The following is a 15,127-nucleotide window of genomic DNA, read 5'->3' on the forward strand; positions in this document are numbered from 1 at the left end:
TCCATCACCTGTTGAACCAGTTTCTTATAAGATATTCCACCAGTAGCTATAATAACTTTATCAAAACTATACTTACCATTAATAATAAATTTATCTTTTTATCTATGGTTTTGCATAAAGTGTTTAAGAAAATTTTTACATTTCTATCTTTTAACATTTTTTCATAAGTTTTTATAACATCAGAGGCTTTATCAGACATTGGAAAAACCCTATTACCTCTTTCGACTTTTAATTGTAAACCATAAGAGTTAAAAAGATCCATGGTCATAAAAGGGTCAAGAGAATAGATTGATGAATATACAAATTTTTTATTAGAAATAACATTTTTAAAAAAATCAGACGCATCGACATTATTTGTCAAATTGCATCTTCCTTTTCCTGTTATATATAATTTTTTACCAAGTTTTTCATTTTTTTCAAAAATAGTAACATCATGATTTGAAGCTGCTGCAAAAGCTGCCATCATCCCAGAAGGTCCTGCTCCTATTACTGCTATTTTCATTATTTTTTCTCCAAAACATAGACTATAGGTGGATTATTAATTTGATTGAAAAATTCTCTTTTTTTCAACAATAAACTTTTTTTGATCTAATGATTTTAAAAATTTTTCCAAAGAATCCCTTTCTTCTTGTGAATTTTCATGTCCCAAGTATGAAACAACAATAATGATTCCACCCTTATTAATTAATTGTGTAGCTTTCATTAAGGAAATAACAGTAGACATAGCCATTGTTGTAACACTTTTATCAGAACCTGGTAGATAACCCAAATTATAAATTGCCAAGTCAAAATTTTCTAATATGTCAATAAACTCATGACTTATTTTTAATATTTCTAAATTACTTATATTTTTGAATTTTTCCTTACAATAATTTATCGACTGGTCTTGTACATCAAAAGCAAAAACTTTTCCCTTTTCACCTACAACTTTTAAAAGTTTTTCAGTATCATTACCCATACCCATGGTAGCATCTACTGCTGATTTACCTTTAAAATCATTTTTTAAAATTTTATCTACAATTTCGTAATACTTTTCTTTTGCTATCATTTTAATGCCTTTAAATATTTAACTTCTTCATTATTTAAATATCTATAATTTCCAATTTCCAAATTACCTAATTCAATTTTTCCAATCGAAATTCTCTTTAGTTTTTTTACTTCATGACCTATATAAGAAAACATTCTTTTTACCTGATGATTTTTTCCTTCGTGAATACTTATCTCAATAATTGAATCCTTATCAAAATTTTTTAGAATTTTTACTTTAGCTTTTGAGGTTTTTAAATCTCTTAAACTTAGCCCATTTCTCAAAAGATTAAGCTCTCTTGCATTAGGTTTACCTTCAACTGTTGCAATATAAGTTTTATATATATTGTTTTTTGGATGCATCAAAATATTTGCAAGAGTCCCATCATTAGTTAATAAAACAAGTCCAGTAGTATCTATATCGAGCCTTCCAACTGGATAAACTCTTTTAGTTTCATCCACTAAATCAACAACATTTATCCTGCCTTTTTCATCTGAACTTGTAGTTACAACTCCAATAGGTTTATTTAAAATTATATAAATATTTTCATTCTCTAGGTTAAGTCTTTTACCATCGAGATATACCCTATCTTTATTTGGGTCAACTTCAAGTCCCATCTCAGTAACTATATTATTATTTACCTTTACTCTGCCTTCTTTTATAAGTTCTTCAGATTTTCTTCTTGAAGCAGCTCCAGCATGAGCCATAAATTTTTGCAATCTCATTAGTCTCTCCTTAAGTCTTCAAGACTTGGTAATTCTTCTAAATTTTTTATGCCAAATTTTTTTAAGAAAAAATCAGTCGTAACATAAAGATTTGGATGTCCAATTCTATCAAGTGTACCTGAAATTTCAATTAAAGAGCTATCTAAAAGTCCTTTAATTGTTGAATCGCAATTTACTCCTCTGATATCTTCAATTTCCATTTTAGTTACAGGTTGTTTATAGGCAATAATAGATAAAGTTTCTAAGGACGGCTTAGTTAAATTTTTCTCTGCAGATTCTCTGACAAAATCTTTTATAAAGTCAAAATTTTCCGGTTTTGTTGATAATTGGTAGGATTCATTAACCTCTATTAATCTTAAACCACTAGATTCAATTTCATATTCACTTTTCATCTGGTCTAATACCATTTTTAAATCTTTCTTATCAACTTTTAGACATTTCTCTATATCCTTAATTGAAATGGGATCACCCCATAAAAAAAGTAAAGATTCAATTATAGATTTCAATTTATCCTTATTCATCTAAATTCCTTAATTCAATAAAAATATCAGTAAAATTCTCAGTTTGCTTAGCAGATAAAATTCCATTTCTGATTAATTCTAAAAGTCCCAAAAATAAGCTAATTAGCTCCTCTCTTGAAGGATAATCCTCTAATAATTTTGTGAAATAAAATTTATTATTTATTAAGAGTCTTGATTTTAAAACATTTATAGCTGTTTCAACGGAAAAATTTTCTCTATAAATGCTTTTAACGACTTTATTTTTATTTCTTATTAAAATATTCATGAAGGCTTTAGAAAGATCATTTACTTTTAAATCTTTAAGCAAATCTTTATCAGAAAAATCAGGCATCTCACTTTTCTTTCTATAAAAAGCACGAGTTTCATACTCCTCATTTTTCTTTAATAATCCCGAAAGTTGTTGATATTTTTCATATTCCAACAATTTTTCTACAAGCTCTTTCCTAGCATCTTCTTCATCTTCTTCTTCATCAGCATCAAATTTAATTTTAGGAAGAAGCATTTTTGACTTAATTTCTAATAAAGTTGATGCCATTAAAATAAAATCAGATGTGAGTTCTAGATTAATTTTATTTGCTTTTTCCATATAATCTAAAAATTGTTCGGTTATTTCAAATATAGGAATATCATAAATATCTATCTCATTTTTTCTTATTAAGTCCAATAATAAATCCATTGGACCTTGATATCTTTCTAAAACAATATTATATTCCATATAATAACACCTAATTTTAAAATCTCTTCCATAATAAAATCTATAATAGGACCAATTACTTTTGAAACAGTCCCATTAAAAAGTAAAACAACAAGTATCAGATAAAAATATTTTTCGTATTTATAAAAATAATGATGATACTTATAGGGTAGAAAACTCAATAAAACTTTTGAACCATCAAGAGGTGGCAAGGGAAGAAAATTAAAAACTCCTAACATAATAGAATACCAAAAGATAGCTTCAAGTAAAGGTCTAATAAAAAGATTTTTGTAATAAACATAAACGAGAAAAATCCCTGCAATTAAACCCATTAAAAGATTCATACAAACTCCAGCTATTGAAACAAGAAAAGTGGATAATCTCTTATTTTTTGTGAAATTTGAAGTATTGATTGGGACAGGTTTAGCCCAACCAAATCTTAAAACCACCATACAAATAAGACCAATTGGGTCTATGTGCTTTAAAGGATTTAGGGATAACCTACCATCGTATTTTGCCGTGTTATCTCCACACCAATAAGCAACATAACCGTGACTTATTTCATGAGGTATAATTACTATCATTAACGCTAATATATTAATGATTATAGAGCTAAAATTAATGTTTGAAATTTGGAATTTCATTAATTATATTCTTTACAAGTTCTTGAAAGTTTGTTTCTACTTTTTTAGCAGATTCCATTACTTCTTTATGATTTAATGGTCTATCCAATATTCCAGAAGCCATATTAGTTATACAAGAAATTCCCAAAACCTTTAATCCTAAATGTCTAGCTACAATAACTTCAGGAACTGTACTCATTCCGACTGCATCTGCCCCCATAACTCTTGCCATCCTAACTTCTGCAGGAGTTTCATATGTGGGACCTGTGAAATACATATATACGCCAGATTTTAAATCAATATTTAATTTATTTGCACAATTTTTTGCTATCTCTTGTAAATTTTTGTCATAAGTATAAGTCATGTCAGGAAATCTAGGACCGTCATTGTCATCGTTTGGTCCAACTAAGGGATTAATTCCAGCGAAATTAATATGATCATTAATAAGCATCAAATCAGATGCTTTAAAAGATTTATTTACTCCGCCACTAGCATTTGTAACGATAAGATTTTTTATTCCCAGTCCCTTTAAAACCTTTGTTGGAAAAACAACCTTATCCATGCCCATTCCTTCATAATAATGTATTCTGCCTTTCATAGCTATAATATTCCTAGAAAGAATTTTCCCAAAAATAAGTTTTCCTTCATGACCCTTAACAGTTGAACTAGCAAATCCTTTTATTTCTTTATAGGGAATTTCAGTTTTGTCTTCAATTAAATCAGCAAAATTACCCAAACCTGAACCTAATATTATTGCTATATCAGCATCGGTATCAATTTTACTTTTTATTGCATCAACTGCATCCATTACATTTTTATCCATAATTAACCTCTTAAATTTTTGTACATTAATAAACCAATCATCGTCTTAGCATCGACAATATCTCCAAATTTAATCTGCTTTAAAGCCTCATCTAAAGTAATTTCTTCTACAGCAATATTTTCAAAATCATCTAATTTTTGTTCTTTTTTTTCTAAATCTTCAGCTAAAAATAAATATATTTTTTCATTACAAAATCCTGGAGATGTAAAAAATTCACCAATATATTCACATTTTTTGGCATAGTATCCAGTTTCTTCTTCTAATTCTCTTAAAGCCGCCTTGACAGGTTCTTCATCAACCTCAACAAGTCCGGCTGGTAACTCAAAAAGTTCTTGGTCTACAGGCTTTCTAAATTGCCTTACCATTAAGATTTTGCCCTCATCAGTAAGAGCTAATATACAGACAGCAGGATCATGTTCAACAATCTCTCTTTTTGTATATTTTTTCCCTTCCATTTCTACTGTGTCAACTCGTAAATTAAGAATTCTACCTTCGTAAATACTTTGGGAACTCATAGTACGCTCAATCTGACTCATCAATGTTTCACTCCTAACATTTCTTTTGCTGCATTTATTGCAGCATCTGTTATATTTATTCCCCCAACTAATCTTGCAAGTTCCATTACTCTCTCATCTTGATTAAGCATTTTTATTTTTGATATTGTCTTTTTATTTTTAATTTCTTTTTCTATTAACAAATGACAATTTGCTAATGATATTATTTGTGGCAAATGGCTTATTACAATAACCTGTCTATCTTTAGAAAGTTTTTTTATTTTGTTGCCAACAATTTGAGCAGTTTTACCACTTATACCAGTATCAATTTCATCAAATATCAAAGTTTCTATATTGTCCTTGTTTGCAATAATGGACTTGAATGCTAACATAATTCTAGACATTTCACCGCCTGAAGCTATTTTAGAAATGGGCTTATATTCTTCTCCTAAGTTAGAGGATATGAGAAATTCCACATTATCAATTCCATCATATGATAATTTTTTTGGACTTAACGAAACTTTAAATTTTGCATTTTTTATATTTAATTCCTCTAATTCATTAGAAATTTTTTTTCTTAAATCTTCAGCAAGCTTTCCTCTTGCTTGTGATATATTTTGTGCAAGATATAAGGCTTTTTCTTCCTTTTCTTGAATTATCTTTTTTAATTGTTCTAAATTTTTTTCTGAATTTAACAAAAAATCCAATCTTTTTTGGGTACTTTCAAGAAATATATCTATTTCATCTATACTTTTACCATATTTACTTTTAAGTCTGTTTACAAGGTCAAGTCTACTTTCAAGCTCATGTAATTTTTGTCCGTCAAAATTCAAATTATTCATGTAAGATTCTATGCTATTAATTAATTCTTTTAATCTAAACCTCACATCTTCTAGCTCATCATAATCATCTTTAAGCTCGTTATTATATTTTAATATAGAATTAACTTCTCCTATAGCACTGTCTAAACCATCTTCCACATTAAAACCCTCATAATTTGATTTTAAAATATTTATAGTTTTTGATAGAGCTTCAGCAGTACTTGTTACATTATTTAGTTTTAAATAATCTTCTTCAAGCTCTTTATCATCATAAGAAGTTAAGTTTGCCTCATTTATCTCATTTATCTGATAATTTAAAATGTCAATTTCCCTATCTTTATTAGTTGAAGAATCAAGCTTATTTTCGTAATCTTTTTTTAATTCATTAATTTCATGTACAAGATTTCTTAATAATAGCAGATTCTCTTTGTGTTTATTGTCACAAAAATCATCTAATAAATTCCTTTGATTATCATGATTCATTAGAGATATTGACTCATGTTGAGCAAAAACATCAATAATTTTTGGAATTATTTTTAAAAGATTAGAACTTGTTATAACCCTGTTATTTATCCTTGTAATACTTGGACCATTTTTGCTTATGTCTTTTGTTATAATAAGATAATCATCAACTTCAATACCCATACTTTCAAGCAGATCTTTTATATCTTTATCATATGTAGTAAATATTGCCTCAATATGGCAAAAATCTTTGCCAGCTTTTATTACATCTTTATTTGCACGTCCTCCTAAAACCATACCTAAGGCATCAATAATTATGGATTTACCACTACCTGTTTCACCAGTAATAACATTTAAACCTTTTTGGAAATTTATCTTCATATCTTCAATTATTGCATAATTTTCAATATTTAATTCCAATAACATAAAACACCTTTATTTCGTAAGTTTTACCTTTGCTTCATTTACAATAGCTTTTAAATCAAAACTCTTATTGTCTTCACTATAATTGTCCATATATATTAAAAACTCAATATTTCCTTCTGTACCAGTAATAGGAGAATAAGATATATCCCTTATACTTAAATTTAAAGATTTTACAAATTCATATATTTTTTCTAGTACTTGCAAATGAACTTTAGAATCTCTTATTATTCCACCCTTACCAACCTTGTCTTTACCTGCTTCAAATTGAGGTTTTATTAGAGCTACAAATTGACACTTTTCTCCAGCTAATTCCACAGCTTTAGGAAGAACGAGCTCTAAAGATATAAAAGAAACGTCTATGGAGATAAAATCAATATTATCCATGATTTTTTCTCTATCTAAAAATCTTATATTAGTTCTTTCCATGACTACAACTCTTTTATCAATCCTAATTTTATAATCGAGTTGATTATATCCCACATCAATTGCATATACTTTTTTACTTCCATTTTGTAACATACAGTCAGTAAAACCGCCCGTAGAAGAACCAATGTCCATACATATCTTATCTTTTAAATCTATATGGTGCTTTTGAATCATCTTCTTCAATTTATATCCGCCTCTTGAAACAAATTCAATTGAGTCTTTTTTAATGTGGATATTACTGTCAGGTTCTAAAAGTTGACCTGCTTTATCAATCCTATTAGTACCTACAAAAGCTTTGCCCTCCATAATGATCCTTTTAGCTTTTTCTCTTGAAGAAACCAGCCCTTTTTCAACTATTAATAGGTCTGCTCTGATCTTTGACATTAATATTCCCTCTTAATTAATGCAAGGCAAAAATCCTTTAAAATATCATCTTTAAATTCAATATCTTTTATGCTTTCAAGGCCTTTGTTAGTAAGAGATTTAATTTCATTCTCTATTTCTTCGGCAGAATAGAAATCAAGCATTGTTTTTTGTCCATTCTTTAAATCTTTATTCATATCTAATAGGTCATCTTTATACTGATATGCAAGTCCAATATATTGACCAAATTCCTTTAATTTAGTTATAATTTCACCATCACACCCTGCCATTATAGCACCTGTGACAATTGAAGCTTTCAAAAGAGCTGCCGTTTTTAAACTATACATATCCTCGCAAAGTTCTTCATTGTATTGTTCATTTAAGTAATCAATATCAAGCAGTTGCCCACCAATCATACCCAAAACTCCGGAAGAATTATAAATAAACTTTAAAGCTTTTATACACTTCTTTAATTCATCAATATCGTCAAGACTTTCCATGTACTTACTTATAACTTCCATAGACATATTTAGAAGACCGTCACCAGCTAAAATGGCCACGGCCTCAGAATATACTTTGTGATTAGTTGGTTTATCTCTTCTCAAATCATCATCATCCATCGCTGGTAGATCATCATGAATAAGAGAATAAGTATGAATCATTTCAAGGGTTGCTGCAAAGGGCAAAATCTTATCTAAAGTTGGATTTTCAGCTAGTTCATTATAAGTAATCATACAAAGAAGGGGTCTAATCCTTTTACCACCAGAAAATAAAGAATATTTCATAGATTCGTAAATTTTTGCTAATGAATCATCTACATAAGTAAAAGTATTACTTAAATAAGAATCAAGCTCTCCAATTATTGTATTTAATTCTTCTAAATTTTTCATATCAATCGCCTTCTAATACGTCTTTATTCTCTTTAATTATGGTTTTTACCTTACCTTCATATTCTTTAAGAACATTATCTAAGTATCTGTATAGTTCAATTCCTCTTTCATATTTTTTTATAGATTCTTCTAAACTGATATCCTTAGATTCCAAATCTTTAATAATAGATTCAAGTTCTTTTAATGAACTTTCATAATCTCTTTGCATAATTTTTCCCCTCAATATCTTTAATTTGAGCCTTAGCTACTCCATTTTTTAAATGAATATTTAAAAAATCTCCCTCATTAATCTGCCTTATGTCTTTTAATAAACTTCCATCTTTTAGATAAACTTTAACCTTATTAATATCATTGTATAAGGTGTTTAAATTATAAATTAAAGTATTTAACTTATTTCTTTCATTTTTGATTATATTTAAAGTGAGATTATTTAAAATATATTTTTTGTTATATAGATAATCTTTCTTATATCTAAAGTCTGTTTTAAAATCCATAACCTTAAGTCGTGATTCTAAAGCGTGTAAATATAAATTTTTTTTCAAAATCTCATCACTTACTTTATAAGTTTTCAAATAATATTTAAAATTTTTCAAACTTATAGAATTTGACCTAAGAAGTTGGAACATATTATAGTTAAGTAGCTTATAGTAGTAATTAAGTTTATTGGTTTCAATATTTATTTTTTGACTTAAACCGCTAACTAAGGTCAATTTTTTATCTTCTAAGTAAACTTTTCTCTCTTCAATTTTAAAATCATAAGATTTTATGGATTTCACTCCATATTCTAATATCTTCTGATTATTAAAAACTGAAGATTTTAGTGAAATATTTAATCTATTAAACCTATCTTTTAAATTATCTTTATTGACCAATATATCCTTTAAGGGGCAAAAAATCCTCAGCAAATTCCCATAATTAGCAAGCTTTTCTCTCATATCAAAAATAATTTTATTAAGCGAACTGTTCAAAAGTTCATAATTGCTTTTTAAATTTTCACTAAGCTCTTTTTTACTAATTATAGCAATTTCAGCGGCTTTTGTAGGAGTTGCTGCTCTCATATCAGCTACAAAATCTGAAATAGAATAATCAACTTCATGACCCACAGCAGAAATTATTGGTATATTTGAATTATAAATAGCTTTTGCAAGGTTTTCATCATTAAAACAGAAGAGGTCTTCAAAACTGCCTCCCCCTCTTCCTAAAATTATTAAATCAATATCTTCTCTATCATTGAAATATTTAATACCTTCTATTAAGTCACTAGGAGCATCATCACCTTGAACCAAAGACGGAAAAATAATAATATTAGCTAAATTATTTCTCATTTTTAGCATATTTACAATATCTTTAACAGCAGCTCCAGAAGCTGATGTAATTATCCCAATGGTTTTAGGAAAAGTTGGAATCTTAAGTTTATGCCCTGGATCAAAAAGTCCTTCCTTTGAAAGTTTTTTCTTTAATCTTACAAATTCAGCATATAAATTTCCTGATGAATGGCTAATAATTTCACTAATATATAAGGTTATCTGCGAATCTTTTTCATAATAATTTACAGACCCTTTAGCAATAATTTTTAACCCATCTTCCATTTTAAAATCTAAATTTATAGCGTTTTTATAGAAAATAATTGCATTTATACGGCTAAAATCGTCTTTTAATGAAAAATATAGATTGCCATTTTCATGTGCCTTAAAATTAGAAATTTCTCCTTCCACCGCAATATTTGAAAGAAGAAAATCCATAGATACAATTTTTTTTAGGTAGGAATTTAATTCCTTAACTTTTATCGCTTTCATCTTTTAAGTTTTTAAGTATAGAAGCTAATATACCATTTACAAACTTTGGCGATTCTTCCGAAGAATATTTTTTAGCAATTTCGACAGCCTCGTTTATGGAAACCTCAACTGGAATATCTTTTCTGTATAAAAATTCAAATATGGCAACTCTCAATATTTCCCTATCAACTGTAGCTAGTCTTGGTATAGTCCAACCCTGTAAATTATCAGACAAAACCTTATCAACAGAATCAAGATTATTGACAAGTTCAGAAATCACACTATTTATATAACTTTGTTCACTTTCTGAAAAATCATAATTTTCGAAAAATTTTTCTATGTTTTCTTGTGAAAAATCTTTATTTAATTCCATTGAATAGAGTAACTGCATTGCCCCTACTCTAGCGTTTTTTCTTCCCATTATGTTACGCCCTTAATTTCTCCTCTTTTTCTACAGCAATTCCTGAAACATGAACATTTACTTCAACAACTGAAAGATCAGTCATATTTTCAATCGCTTGTTTAACAACTCTTTGAACTTCCTTGCATATATCTACAATTTTTTTTCCATATTCTACGGTCACATATATATCAACAAGAGCTTCTTTTTCTCCCAAATTAACTTTGGCCCCTTTATTAAGGTTTTTTGCAGAAAAAATATCAGAAACTTGTGATTTTAAATTTGATTGCATTTTAACAACACCGTCAACTTTTTCAGCTGCAACAGATGCTATTGTTGCAATTACTTGATCAGAAATCTTTACATTTCCTTCAACGGAGCTTTCATCAATTAGATATTTATTGTCCATAAGCCCACCTCCATTTTTTCTATATTATATCAAATTTGCTTATCAATATCAATTTTAGACCTTTCAATAAAAAATACCCTGCATAAGAGGGTATAAAAAATTCATATTAAAATTTATATTTTTCTGGAAGAATGTTTAAATATTCTTCTGGAGATTTTCTTATATAATAGGGATCTTTAAAGAAATCTTTTGTCATAAGTAAAACAACTTTTGAAAGCATTATTAATCCAATTAAGTTTGGTAGTGCCATCAAACCATTTAGAGTATCAGATAAATTCCAAATTATTTGAAGACTTCCTGTAGCTCCTAAATAACAAGTTAATACATAAGCATATTTGTAATATTTGCCAATTTTTTCACCAACTAGAAATGAAAAACATTTCTCTCCATAAAAAGCCCAACCTAAAATTGTTGAAAAAGCAAATAAAACAAGACCAATTGAAACAATATATTTCCCACCTGTAAATCCACTTTCAAAGGCGGCTGCTGTCAAATCTACACCTTGAAGTCCACTATCCCAAAGTCCTGAAACAATAATTGTTAAAGCAGTAATTGAACAAACAACAATTGTTACTGTAAAAACTTCAAAAATTCCCCATAATCCTTGCCTTGCCGGGTGGTCAGTATTTGATGCTGCGTGAGCTATTGGAGCTGAACCCAGCCCTGCTTCATTTGTGAAAAGACCCCTTGCAATACCCATTTTTACAGTTTCTTTTAAACCAACACCAATTGCCCCACCAAAAGCAGCTTTTGGTGAAAAAGCAGACCTAAAAATTAAGGAAAAGGCAGCGGGAATTTTATCAGCTTCTATAATTAAAATAATAATTCCACCTAAAATATAAAACAGTGACATGAAGGGTACGAGTTTTTCAGTAACTTGAGAAATTCTTTGAATACCACCTATGACAACAATTCCTATAATCAAAACCAAAACAATACCAGTTAATTTTTCGTTTACATTAAAAGTTGTATGCAAAGTTTGAGAAATTGCATTAGATTGAGTCATATTTCCAGTACCAAAGGATGTGCATGCTGCAAATAAAGCAAAGGCACAGGCAAGCCACTTATTTTTTAGACCATTTTTAATATAATACATGGGTCCACCAGAATATTGACCCTTAGAATTAACTTCCCTGTAGGTAACAGCTAAAACCACTTCTGAAAATTTAGTGCACATACCGAATATTGCAGAAAACCACATCCAAAAAATAGCACCTGGTCCTCCAGTAGCTATAGCAAGTGAAACTCCAGAAATATTTCCAGTTCCAACAGTTGCCGCTAAGGCAGTTGATACCGCTTGAAAAGCAGTTATATCTCCCTCTTTTTTATCATTATCCTTAACAAATACTTTTAGCAAAGTATTTTTCATTGTAAAATTAAACTTTCTTATTTGAATAAAATTCAATTTTATAGTGAGAAATACTCCACAACCTACTAAAAGTATGATCATGGGCCAACCCCATACTATGCTGCTTAAAAAATTATTAATTGTGTCTAACATCTTCTAATCTCCCTTTATTTTTTTATATTTTTCGATTGTAATTTTAAAAATTTGCCCATAAAAAATATCCACTTAAAAAAATGGATATTTTTTAAGGCTTTTATAAGTCTATGATATTTTATATTTTTCAGGCAATATGTCAAGATATTCACTTGGATTATTGCGAATATAATCCGGATTTTTAAAGAAATCTTTAGTTAATATAACTACTACCTTAGATAATAAAATTAGTCCTACTAAGTTTGGAATAGCCATAAGACCATTTAAAGTATCTGAAATATTCCACAATAATTGTAAACTTCCAGTAGCTCCTAAATAACAAGTCGGCACATATAAATATTTATAGTACTTACCTATTTTAGAACCAACTAAAAATGTAAAACACTTTTCTCCATAATATGCCCAACCTAAAATTGTTGAAAAAGCAAATAACAATAAACCGATAGAAACAATATATCTTCCACCTGTAAAACCACTTTCAAATGCAGCAGCAGTTAAATCTGCTCCTTCAAGACCACTGTTCCAAAGCCCTGATGTCATTATCGTTAAAGCTGTTATTGAACATACTAAAATTGTATCGGTAAATACTTCAAATATTCCCCACAATCCTTGTCTAACTGGATGGTCTGTGTTTGAAGCCGCATGGGCAATTGGAGCAGAACCTAGACCAGCTTCATTTGTAAATACACCTCTAGCAATACCCATCTTCATTGTCAGTTTAAGTGAAGTACCTACTGCCCCACCAAAAGCAGCCTTTGGATTAAAAGCAGAATTAAAAATAAGGCAAATGGCTGAAGGCACTTTGTTAGCTTCAAGTATTAAAATTATTAAACCACCAATAATGTAAAAAATAGACATGAAAGGAACTAATCTTTCAGTGACAAGTGCTATCCTTTTGATACCACCAATAACAACAATTCCTGTTAATATTACAAGAATAATACCTGTAATCTTGGTATCAATATGAAATGTTGTAGACATAGCTTGAGAAATTGCATTTGCTTGTGTCATGTTTCCTATACCAAAGGAAGCAAATGCACCAAAAAAAGCAAATAATATAGCAAGCCAATTCATTTTCAGACCATTTTTAATATAATACATAGGTCCGCCAGAATATTCTCCGTTAGAGTGTTTTTCTCTATAGGTAACGGCTAAGATTACTTCTGCAAATTTAGTACACATTCCAAAGAATGCAGATATCCACATCCAAAATACAGCTCCTGGACCTCCAGTTGCAATAGCTAAGGCTACACCGGCTATGTTTCCTGTTCCAACAGTTGCTGCTAAGGCAGTTGATACTGCTTGAAATGCAGTGAGCTCTCCTTTTTTTGCACTTGTATCTTTCCTAAATACCTTAAACATGGTATTTTTCATTGTGAAATTGAATTTTCTCAGTTGAATAAAACGCAACTTAAAAGATAATATTATTCCACATCCAACTAAGAGAATCAGCATAGGCCATCCCCATACAATTCCATTTACAAAGCCATTGAGCTTCTCTAACATTAATTGCACCCCCTAATTATGCAATTATTACACTAACAAAATTTTTTACAAAATTAAAAATAAAATAATGTTATTGAGTAATAATATTGAGTGAAAATTAAACATTTACTTTACTTTATTATATTTTATCTAACAAAGCGAGATAATATGTCTTATTTTTTAATTATTATAGCATAATTAAAATAATAATAAAAGATATTTTTAAAAAAAGCCAAGTTATTTAAATAACATTGGCTAATATACTTAAAAAATATCCTTTGAAATCTCTGTAAATCTGTCTAAATCCTTTATAATCTGCATTAAAGCACTTCTAATAATTAGAGTATCATAATCTTCAGAAAAAGATAAATTTTCCATATTTTCCTTTATTGTTTTAATATTTTTTCTAATCTCTTTTATTGCATCAGATTCTGTTAATTGGATAGATGTAGTTTTAAGCACATGGCTCATTATATTTCCCTCCTTAAATTCAGGTGGAATGTCTAAAATATTATTATACATATCTGACAAGATAAAAGCTTGATCATTTCTGAGCTTTAACTTTAATAAAATCTCCAAGGATCCAATTACTATATTATCTCTTTCTATGCTTGCTATTTTTATAGCCTCTTCTATATCTAATTTTAATCTTTGAAAATGCTGGTCATAAAATCTAATATTTAACTCTTCTGTTAATACTCTTCCAAATAAATTTAAAATAAATTTCATTTGTTCATCAATATCTTTAATAAGTTTGTTTAACCTTTTTCTTTCACTTGGTGCATATATATTTGTTAAAATAGCAAATGAAGTCCCTATAACCATAAGAGCAATTTCATTCGTTATTATTTGAGCATCTATATGTCCATGTGCTAATAAATGTGTAACAAGAACACTTGACGGACCTATGCCAAGTTCTAATTTCAACAAAAATGAAACTGGTACGAAAAGTAATAAATATAAGGCAAATACCCACGTATTATAAGCAAAAACTTCAAAACATATAGCAGAGATTGTTAATGCAATTGCGGCAGATAAAGTTCTTTTTAAACCACCTATAAGGGTTTCTTTTCTAGTCGCAAAAACATTTAATATGGCAATAATTCCAGCAGCTGCTGAATATTCAAGTCCTATTTCTTGTGCCAAGATAATTGAAAATAATGCTGCAAAGGCAGTTTTTAAAGTTCTGATAAGCACTATCTTATTCATAAATCCACTCCTTACTATAAATATATCCTAAATTAAAAAAAAATATCCTAAAA

17 protein-coding genes and 1 pseudogene are annotated in these 15,127 nt (G+C 28.8%); all 18 read right to left on the minus strand.

The genetic code is table 11. The features are described 5' to 3' along the window. A pseudogene (locus HMPREF9131_RS07900) lies at window positions 1-502 on the minus strand (NAD(P)/FAD-dependent oxidoreductase); the annotation flags it as partial. Between the two features lie 36 nt (window positions 503-538). Continuing rightward, window positions 539-1,048, minus strand: coding sequence for a class I SAM-dependent methyltransferase (locus tag HMPREF9131_RS07905; RefSeq protein WP_009346352.1), 510 nt, complete (start codon window positions 1,046-1,048; stop codon window positions 539-541). Further along, entirely contained in the window at window positions 1,045-1,752 is a 708-nt protein-coding gene (locus tag HMPREF9131_RS07910) for a pseudouridine synthase (protein ID WP_004824097.1), read from the minus strand. The genes HMPREF9131_RS07905 and HMPREF9131_RS07910 overlap by 4 nt, the downstream gene beginning before the upstream one ends. Continuing rightward, window positions 1,752-2,273 carry an SMC-Scp complex subunit ScpB gene (scpB, locus tag HMPREF9131_RS07915; protein WP_004824111.1) on the minus strand — a complete coding sequence of 174 codons (522 nt, stop codon included), beginning with the start codon at window positions 2,271-2,273 and terminating at the stop codon, window positions 1,752-1,754. Before scpB ends, HMPREF9131_RS07910 begins: the two co-directional genes overlap by 1 nt. Next, entirely contained in the window at window positions 2,266-2,988 is a 723-nt protein-coding gene (locus HMPREF9131_RS07920; protein ID WP_009346382.1) for a ScpA family protein, read from the minus strand. Before HMPREF9131_RS07920 ends, scpB begins: the two co-directional genes overlap by 8 nt. After that, a complete protein-coding gene (locus HMPREF9131_RS07925) occupies window positions 2,967-3,611 on the minus strand; it encodes a site-2 protease family protein (RefSeq protein WP_009346386.1) in 645 nt (214 codons plus the stop codon). The genes HMPREF9131_RS07920 and HMPREF9131_RS07925 overlap by 22 nt, the downstream gene beginning before the upstream one ends. Continuing rightward, complete coding sequence (locus HMPREF9131_RS07930; protein ID WP_009346364.1) at window positions 3,586-4,413, minus strand: purine-nucleoside phosphorylase; 828 nt, start codon at window positions 4,411-4,413, stop codon at window positions 3,586-3,588. The genes HMPREF9131_RS07925 and HMPREF9131_RS07930 overlap by 26 nt, the downstream gene beginning before the upstream one ends. Window positions 4,414-4,415: 2 nt before the next feature. Further along, window positions 4,416-4,949 (minus strand): NUDIX hydrolase, encoded by a 534-nt coding sequence (locus HMPREF9131_RS07935; protein WP_009346355.1) that lies wholly within the window; start codon window positions 4,947-4,949, stop codon window positions 4,416-4,418. Continuing rightward, window positions 4,949-6,616: a DNA repair protein RecN gene (gene recN / locus HMPREF9131_RS07940; RefSeq protein ID WP_009346358.1), complete on the minus strand. Its 1,668-nt coding sequence runs from the start codon at window positions 6,614-6,616 to the stop codon at window positions 4,949-4,951. Before recN ends, HMPREF9131_RS07935 begins: the two co-directional genes overlap by 1 nt. Before the next feature lie 9 nt (window positions 6,617-6,625). Further along, window positions 6,626-7,426 carry a TlyA family RNA methyltransferase gene (locus HMPREF9131_RS07945; protein WP_009346365.1) on the minus strand — a complete coding sequence of 267 codons (801 nt, stop codon included), beginning with the start codon at window positions 7,424-7,426 and terminating at the stop codon, window positions 6,626-6,628. After that, window positions 7,426-8,295, minus strand: coding sequence for a polyprenyl synthetase family protein (locus HMPREF9131_RS07950; RefSeq protein WP_009346374.1), 870 nt, complete (start codon window positions 8,293-8,295; stop codon window positions 7,426-7,428). Before HMPREF9131_RS07950 ends, HMPREF9131_RS07945 begins: the two co-directional genes overlap by 1 nt. Window position 8,296: 1 nt before the next feature. Then, the gene (gene xseB / locus HMPREF9131_RS07955) at window positions 8,297-8,503 is read right to left on the minus strand and encodes an exodeoxyribonuclease VII small subunit (protein WP_009346367.1); all 207 of its coding nucleotides are present in this window, start codon (window positions 8,501-8,503) and stop codon (window positions 8,297-8,299) included. Further along, window positions 8,487-10,091 (minus strand): exodeoxyribonuclease VII large subunit, encoded by a 1,605-nt coding sequence (xseA, locus tag HMPREF9131_RS07960; RefSeq protein WP_009346360.1) that lies wholly within the window; start codon window positions 10,089-10,091, stop codon window positions 8,487-8,489. The genes xseB and xseA overlap by 17 nt, the downstream gene beginning before the upstream one ends. After that, a complete protein-coding gene (nusB, locus tag HMPREF9131_RS07965) occupies window positions 10,072-10,491 on the minus strand; it encodes a transcription antitermination factor NusB (protein WP_004824118.1) in 420 nt (139 codons plus the stop codon). Before nusB ends, xseA begins: the two co-directional genes overlap by 20 nt. A 4-nt stretch (window positions 10,492-10,495) precedes the next feature. After that, window positions 10,496-10,879, minus strand: coding sequence for an Asp23/Gls24 family envelope stress response protein (locus tag HMPREF9131_RS07970; protein WP_009346385.1), 384 nt, complete (start codon window positions 10,877-10,879; stop codon window positions 10,496-10,498). 106 nt (window positions 10,880-10,985) lie between these two features. Continuing rightward, window positions 10,986-12,380, minus strand: coding sequence for a sodium:alanine symporter family protein (locus HMPREF9131_RS07975; protein WP_009346378.1), 1,395 nt, complete (start codon window positions 12,378-12,380; stop codon window positions 10,986-10,988). A gap of 108 nt (window positions 12,381-12,488) precedes the next feature. Beyond that, the gene (locus HMPREF9131_RS07980; RefSeq protein ID WP_009346392.1) at window positions 12,489-13,886 is read right to left on the minus strand and encodes a sodium:alanine symporter family protein; all 1,398 of its coding nucleotides are present in this window, start codon (window positions 13,884-13,886) and stop codon (window positions 12,489-12,491) included. A gap of 243 nt (window positions 13,887-14,129) precedes the next feature. After that, window positions 14,130-15,074, minus strand: coding sequence for an aromatic acid exporter family protein (locus tag HMPREF9131_RS07985; protein WP_009346383.1), 945 nt, complete (start codon window positions 15,072-15,074; stop codon window positions 14,130-14,132). Between the last annotated feature and the right edge of the window lie 53 nt (window positions 15,075-15,127).

This window comes from Peptoniphilus sp. oral taxon 836 str. F0141 (genome assembly GCF_000179335.1).
Taxonomy (GTDB): domain Bacteria; phylum Bacillota; class Clostridia; order Tissierellales; family Peptoniphilaceae; genus Peptoniphilus_A; species Peptoniphilus_A lacrimalis.

Excerpts from the sequence above, each read along its gene's own strand:
- HMPREF9131_RS07905 (WP_009346352.1), bottom strand. The coding sequence starts at position 1,048 with ATGATAGCAAAAGAAAAGTATTACGAAATTGTAGATAAAATTTTAAAA.
- HMPREF9131_RS07975 (WP_009346378.1), bottom strand. The coding sequence starts at position 12,380 with ATGTTAGACACAATTAATAATTTTTTAAGCAGCATAGTATGGGGTTGG.
- HMPREF9131_RS07925 (WP_009346386.1), bottom strand. The coding sequence starts at position 3,611 with ATGAAATTCCAAATTTCAAACATTAATTTTAGCTCTATAATCATTAAT.
- scpB (WP_004824111.1), bottom strand. The coding sequence starts at position 2,273 with ATGAATAAGGATAAATTGAAATCTATAATTGAATCTTTACTTTTTTTA.
- xseA (WP_009346360.1), bottom strand. The coding sequence starts at position 10,091 with ATGAAAGCGATAAAAGTTAAGGAATTAAATTCCTACCTAAAAAAAATT.
- HMPREF9131_RS07945 (WP_009346365.1), bottom strand. The coding sequence starts at position 7,426 with ATGTCAAAGATCAGAGCAGACCTATTAATAGTTGAAAAAGGGCTGGTT.
- HMPREF9131_RS07980 (WP_009346392.1), bottom strand. The coding sequence starts at position 13,886 with ATGTTAGAGAAGCTCAATGGCTTTGTAAATGGAATTGTATGGGGATGG.
- HMPREF9131_RS07935 (WP_009346355.1), bottom strand. The coding sequence starts at position 4,949 with ATGAGTCAGATTGAGCGTACTATGAGTTCCCAAAGTATTTACGAAGGT.
- xseB (WP_009346367.1), bottom strand. The coding sequence starts at position 8,503 with ATGCAAAGAGATTATGAAAGTTCATTAAAAGAACTTGAATCTATTATT.
- HMPREF9131_RS07920 (WP_009346382.1), bottom strand. The coding sequence starts at position 2,988 with ATGGAATATAATATTGTTTTAGAAAGATATCAAGGTCCAATGGATTTA.
- recN (WP_009346358.1), bottom strand. The coding sequence starts at position 6,616 with ATGTTATTGGAATTAAATATTGAAAATTATGCAATAATTGAAGATATG.
- HMPREF9131_RS07950 (WP_009346374.1), bottom strand. The coding sequence starts at position 8,295 with ATGAAAAATTTAGAAGAATTAAATACAATAATTGGAGAGCTTGATTCT.
- HMPREF9131_RS07985 (WP_009346383.1), bottom strand. The coding sequence starts at position 15,074 with ATGAATAAGATAGTGCTTATCAGAACTTTAAAAACTGCCTTTGCAGCA.
- nusB (WP_004824118.1), bottom strand. The coding sequence starts at position 10,491 with ATGGGAAGAAAAAACGCTAGAGTAGGGGCAATGCAGTTACTCTATTCA.
- HMPREF9131_RS07970 (WP_009346385.1), bottom strand. The coding sequence starts at position 10,879 with ATGGACAATAAATATCTAATTGATGAAAGCTCCGTTGAAGGAAATGTA.
- HMPREF9131_RS07910 (WP_004824097.1), bottom strand. The coding sequence starts at position 1,752 with ATGAGATTGCAAAAATTTATGGCTCATGCTGGAGCTGCTTCAAGAAGA.
- HMPREF9131_RS07930 (WP_009346364.1), bottom strand. The coding sequence starts at position 4,413 with ATGGATAAAAATGTAATGGATGCAGTTGATGCAATAAAAAGTAAAATT.